The sequence below is a fragment of the Streptomyces sp. MB09-01 genome (assembly GCF_033794505.1).
Taxonomy (GTDB): Bacteria; Actinomycetota; Actinomycetes; order Streptomycetales; family Streptomycetaceae; genus Streptomyces.
In genome coordinates, this window is sequence record NZ_JARAYQ010000382.1 from 1 (window position 1) to 5853 (window position 5853).

General features: G+C 72.6%; 5 protein-coding genes. 2 read left to right on the forward strand and 3 right to left on the reverse strand.

Translation table 11 applies throughout. The features are described 5' to 3' along the window. On the forward strand, positions 1-141 hold a 141-nt coding region (locus PV721_RS40375), incomplete at its 5' end, for an aldehyde dehydrogenase family protein (protein WP_319733417.1). A gap of 63 nt (positions 142-204) precedes the next feature. Here PV721_RS40375 and PV721_RS40380 read toward each other — a convergent pair. The 3 genes from PV721_RS40380 to PV721_RS40390 all read right to left on the reverse strand — a co-directional run bounded on the left by PV721_RS40380 (position 205) and on the right by PV721_RS40390 (position 3963). Further along, complete coding sequence (locus tag PV721_RS40380) at positions 205-2037, reverse strand: hypothetical protein (protein ID WP_319733410.1); 1833 nt, start codon at positions 2035-2037, stop codon at positions 205-207. 54 nt (positions 2038-2091) lie between these two features. Then, the gene (locus PV721_RS40385) at positions 2092-3180 is read right to left on the reverse strand and encodes a DNA alkylation repair protein (RefSeq protein WP_319733411.1); all 1089 of its coding nucleotides are present in this window, start codon (positions 3178-3180) and stop codon (positions 2092-2094) included. 93 nt (positions 3181-3273) lie between these two features. Beyond that, entirely contained in the window at positions 3274-3963 is a 690-nt protein-coding gene (locus tag PV721_RS40390; RefSeq protein WP_319733413.1) for a hypothetical protein, read from the reverse strand. A gap of 312 nt (positions 3964-4275) precedes the next feature. Here PV721_RS40390 and PV721_RS40395 point away from each other — a divergent pair, with 312 nt between their 5' ends. Next, entirely contained in the window at positions 4276-5841 is a 1566-nt protein-coding gene (locus tag PV721_RS40395) for an APC family permease (RefSeq protein ID WP_319733415.1), read from the forward strand. The last annotated feature ends 12 nt before the right edge of the window (positions 5842-5853 follow it).

Consider the following 5853-nt stretch of genomic DNA (forward strand, 5'->3'; position numbering starts at 1 on the left):
GGCGGGGTGGGCGTGAACACCATCGGCCGCAACATGGAGGCCCCGTTCGGCGGCTTCAAGCGCAGCGGGGTGGGGCGCGACGTGGGCTCGTACGCGCTGCACGCGTACAGCGAGATCCAGTCGATCGTCTGGACGGGCTGAGGCGGGTACGGCGACCGGGGTCCGGCCGGAGGAACTCCCCGGCCGGACCCCGGACCCGCCCGTCTACTCGGCCTGCCCCCAGCTGTACCCGAGGGACGCGGCGAGTTCGCTGCTGCCGCGCTGGAGGCGGGCGAAGCCCTTCGGGTCGGACCTCGCGATCCGTTCCAGCGCGGCTGCCGCCCGCTCCTCGGGCGGAGTGCCGTCGTCGGGCAGGCGCCACTCGAAGGAGAGGCGCAGCGGGTTCCCGTCCGGCCCCACGGCGCCGTCCGGGGGCGTGAACACGAGCCACAGCACCGACGTGTGCGGATCGTGCCAGTCGGTGGCGATCCCATTGGCGCGGAGGTCCCACCGGCTCAGCAGCTCCGGCCGCTCCCGCAGACCGGCCGCGATCAGCCGCGCCGTGCGCCGGGCCGGCCAGCACCAGGAGTGGTCCCGCTCGGCGCGTTCGACCTCGGCGTCGTAGGCGGCGGCGTCGAAGCGGTACGGGGGCGGCGGCGGTCCGACCGCCCCGCGCCAGCCGTCCCACACCACCTCGTCGCCGTCCCGGCGGATCGTCACGTACAGGGCGCCGCAGCAGCCTTCGGTGCACTCCGCCTCGGCGAGCAGCACCTCGCGGCGCTCCGGCCCGGCGCGGAGTTCGCCCCGGTCGATCAGGTGCTCGGGAGGGAGGCCCGGCCCCTTCCCGAACAGCGCGGGCAGTAGCGGGAGCCCGTCCACCAGGATCCGGGTCTCGACGCAGTTCGAGTCCGCGGCGTCGTGGACGACGGCCACCTCCCAGCGGGGGTGTGGGCCCGTCGCCGCCGTACCGGCGAACGGTTTGCGCCCGGTACGCCGGATCCAGTCCGCGCGCCGCCGCTCGGCTGCCGGAGCGGGGTCTCCGCCCCCGGACGGTGCGTCGGGTCCGAGGGCCCACGCGGGTCCGGCCAGCAGCCGCTCCAGGCCGCCGAGCAGCGCCTCCCGCCGGTGGGACCGCCATTTCAGCAGTGCGGCCGGCCCGCTGTGCAGGTCGAGGGCGACCGCGAGGAGCAGCTCGTGGAGCTCCGGGGTCGGGGCCAGCCGGTCGGCCTGGCCGAGGAAGTGCGCGTACACGTCGGTGGCCGGCAGGTAGTCGAGGATCTCGGCCCGGCGCCCCACGTCGCGGGACATCCGGTGCAGCAGGCGGCCCGCCACGGCCAGCAGCGCGGGGTCCCCGGGGTGGGCGCGCAGCAACCCGTCGAGGTCGGCGGCCTCGGCGATGCGCCGGGCGGCGAGCACGGCCCGCGGTTCGTCGGGCACCGCGACCAGCGCGGCCCGGACGGCCTCCGCGTCGCCGGTGGCGATCGCCGTGACGAGCGGGGCCAGCAGCTCGGACCGGTCCCGGCCGCGGATCACCAGCAGGGCGGCCGCCTGCCGGTCGAGCGGGTCGAGTGCGGCGGTCGCCACGGAGTCGAGGCCGGAGAGCGTGCCGAGGGCCTGGAGGCAGGGCACGTCCTCGGGTTCGCCGAGGCGGATCAGCAGGGCGATTCCGATGCCGACGGCCGCCGCGGTGGTTCCGGTACGGGTCAGCTGCCGGGCGGTGCGCCGGGCGGCGTCCTCGTCGGTCAGGTCCAGCCGTGCGGTGTGCGCGCGGAGGGTGCGCAGGGGCATCCCCAGCTCGCGGGCCCGCCGGTGGACGGCTTCGGCGGCCCGTACGGGGTCGGGGTCGGCCAGCAAGGGGGTGAGCGCGGCGCTCACTTCGGCCTGCTCCTGTTCCCGGGGCAGACGGGGGCGGCCGCGTTCCGGAGGGGCGCCGTCGGGCAGCGGATGGCCGCGGCGCGGGATCCGGCCCTCCGGCTCGATGCCGTGCCGGAAGAGGGCGTAGTCGTACAGGGAGGTCGTCCGGGGGGCGAGCGGCTCGCGCTCGTCGTGGACGCTCATCGGGCGGGGTGGGACTCGATTCCGTAGGTCATGCGGGGAGCCTGCCAGGCCGGGTCAGGGCGCGTCCAACGAAAATCCGGCCTCGCCGCGGAGCCGTCCGTTGACCTGGAGCTGCACCAGGTGCTCGCCGGAGTGGTAGCGGCGGGTGGTGATCGGCTTGAAGGAGTGCCGCTTGGTGCCGCTGAGGGTTTCCCCGGGGGCCAGGGCGCGGGTGAGGAGTTTGAAGACCTTGGGGGTGCGGGTGCCGTTCGCCTTCGTGTGGTGCACGACGTAGTCGACGACGAGCTCGGCCGGGAGCGTGCCGGTGTTGGTGACCGCGTAGTCGAAGACGAGGTACTCGCCGACGGCGACCCGCGGGGTGGTGACCTCGGGCCCGCGCACGGTGACCGGCACGTCGGGGGAGTGTCCGAGCAGGGTCAGCGCCTCGGGCCGCCCGGCCTTGATCAGCGTGCGCAGGCCGTGCCGCACGACGCGGTCCGTCGTGCCCGTGGGGCCGCTCAGCCAGCGGGCCGCGGTCTCGACGGCGAGGGCGGGGTGGTCGCGGCTGATGTCGTTGAGGTGGTTGGAGACGGAGCGGCGGACGTACTCGGACTCGTCGCGGTGGAGGGCGTCCAGGACCGGCAGGGCCGGGCGCGGGTCGGCGACGAAGGCGGGCAGCTGCGGGGCCCAGGGCAGCCGGGGCCGGGTGCCCTCGCTGGCGAGGCGCCGTACGTGCGGGTCCGGGTCGTCCGTCCACTTCTGTACGACGGCCAGGGCGCGGGCCGGGTCGGCGCGCAGGAAGGGCCGTACGGCGGATTCGGCGGTCAGCCGGGAGGTGAGGTCGTGCAGCAGGGCCAGGCCGGGCTCGAACGCCTCCAGCCCGCGGACGGCGACGGCCTCGTTGACGGGGAAGGTCATCCAGCCCTCGAAGCCGGGGTCGGCGAGGGCGGTGCGCACGACCGCCTCGAAGCCGGGCCAGTCCTCGGGGAGGTCGGCGAGCACGGCGTCGCGGACGGCGCCGACGCGGCCGCTGTACGTCAGGCCGTCGAGCGCGCCGGCGCGGGCGCGCAGGGCGGGCGAGGACCGGCGGCCGCCCGCCCGGGCGAGCAGCAGGGCCAGGGTGCTGACGGTTTCCGCGCTGAGGAGCTCATCGGCCGTGGGCATGGGGACAGTCTTGCGGATGGCGGCCCGGTCCGGGGGCTCCCGGGCGCGGCGGTCGCCACCGCGCTCCGGGCCCGGTCATGCCGGGGTGCCCGCTCAGTCCACGTAGTAGTCGGTGAGGACACAGCCCTTCACCAGGGCCGGTTCCTTCCGGTAGCCGCTCGGCGGGTTGAAGCCCGGGTGGCAGTTGAGCATCAGGAGTCCGGCCTGCGGGGTCAGCAGGGAGCTCATGGCGTCCGAGCTCTCGGATCCCATGGCGAAGTCCTGCCCGATGACGATGCCGCTGTTGGGGTCCCCGCCCTGCCGCGCGGCGACCTCGGCCTTGAAGGCGGTCTGGAAGGCCTTCGGGTCCTTGATCATGTAGATGCTGGTGCGGCCTCTGCTGCCGCAGGTTCCGCGCTCGATGACGGTGGCGGACTTGATGAACTTCTCGTCCGGGCCCGTGCTCGGTCCGCTGCTGCCCGCAGGGATGGTCTTGATCGGGTCGCAGTCGGTGAATCCGTTGACGAAGCGGGCGGCCGCGGCCATGGTCGCCGCCTTGGGGAGCTTCTGGAACGCCGTCCCGTCCTTGGGGGCGTTGCCGTTGACGCCGCCGTTCTTCGTCGGGTTGTCCAGCGTTCCCTCGTTGGGGCCGCCGTCGCCGGTGCCGTTTGCGCCCTCCGCGACGGAATCCCCGCCGACGCCGCCGATGCCGCCGAGCGACGGGTTGTCGCTGCCTCCGCAGCCGGTGAGGGAGAGCAGGGCCGTGGTGGCCGTGACGGTGACGAGCAGTGGCTTGAAACGCATGTGCGCGGTGTCCCCCCGTAAATGACCTTGAACGGCGGCGACTCTAGGACGATGGTCATGTCCGCGGCAAACCAGAGGCCGGAAAACTCGCACGGGAAAGTTTGAAAACGCACAAAAGGGACACGGGTGCGGTTTCCGTATGCCGAAAGCTCGCCTCGAGAGCCTGCTGAAGCATGGCCGGAGGGTGAAGTGAACCTTGTATTAAGTGTTCGTCAACGGCCCAGGGCTCGGGATTCCAAGGCGTTCGAGGCGGCCGGATTCCGGACTTCGATCCTCCAGATGTGGAATACGCAGCATCTAACGTCCTGACCCATGACTCAGCTGGACGTTCGGCCTCGGGCCGGAGACACGGTAAGCGGCGTCGCCGAGGGCGACGTTCGCGGCAAGGGCCTCGGCAAGGGCTCCGTCGGCCTCGTGGGAAGCGCCGTCATCGGCATCTCCACCGTCGCCCCCGTCTACTGCCTGACCTCGACCCTCGGTTCGACCGCCGGGGAGGTCGGCATGCAGATGCCGGCCGTCTTCCTCGCCGGCTTCCTCCCGATGCTCCTGGTCGCCTTCGCCTACCGCGAGCTCAACAAGGCCATGCCGGACTGCGGCACCTCCTTCACCTGGACCGTCAAGGCCTTCGGCCCGCGGATCGGCTGGATGTGCGGCTGGGGCCTGGTGATCGCCACGATCATCGTCCTCTCCAACCTGGCGGGCGTCGCCACCTCGTACTTCTGGCTGCTGGCCGGCGAGATCACCGGAAACGGGTCGATCGCGGCCCTGGACGACAACAAGCTCGTCCACATCGCCACCTGCCTGACGCTGATCGCCGTCGCGACCGCCATCAGCTACCGCGGCATGACCGCCACCAAGGGCGTCCAGTACGCGCTGGTCGGCCTGCAGCTCCTCGTGCTCGCCGTCTTCGTCGCGATGGCCTTCCAGAAGGCCACCGCCGGCACCTTCGACACCGGCCTGGACTTCTCCTGGTCCTGGATGAACCCCTTCGCGGTCGAGTCCATGGCGGCCTTCACCGCCGGACTCTCGCTCTCGATCTTCATGTACTGGGGCTGGGACGTGTGCCTGGCCACCAACGAGGAGACCACCGGCTCCACGAAGACCCCCGGCCGCGCCTCGCTCATCGCGATGGTCGTCCTGGTCGGCTCCTACCTCGCCACCGGCGTCGCCGCCCAGATGGCCGTCGGTGCGGGCGGCGAAGGCCTCGGCCTCGCCAACGAGGAGACCTCCGGCAACGTGTTCGCCGCCCTCGCCGGCCCCGTGATGGGCCCGGTGCTCGGCGTCCTGCTCTTCGTGGCCGTCCTGGCCTCCGCCGCCGCGTCCCTGCAGACCACCTTCATCCCGGTGGCCCGCACGGTCCTCGCCATGTCGACGTACGAGGCCCTACCGCCCTCCTACGCCAAGGTCCACCCGAAGTTCAAGACCCCGGGCCGCGCCACCGTCATGGCGGGCGTCGCCACCGGCGCGTTCTACACGGTGATGACCCTGGTCAGCGAGAACGTCCTGACCGACACCATCTTCGCGCTCGGCCTGATGATCTGCTTCTACTACTCGCTGACGGCCTTCGCCTGCGCCTGGTACTTCCGCGCCGACCTGCGCCGCTCCTCCCGCGACCTCCTCTTCAAGGGCGTCTTCCCGGTCCTGGGCGGGCTGCTGCTCGCCGCGGTCTTCTTCAAGACCCTCTACGACGCCTGGGACCCGTCCTACGGCTCCGGCTCGACCATCCCCGGCCTCGGCGTCGGCAACGTCTTCGTCATCGGCGTCGGCCTGCTGGCCCTCGGCCTGGTCGTCATGTTCGTCACCGAGCGCCGCAGCCCCGCCTTCTTCCGCGGCGAGGTCCTGACGAAGTCCACCCCGGCCCTCGTGGTCGAGGACTGACCACCCCCCTCC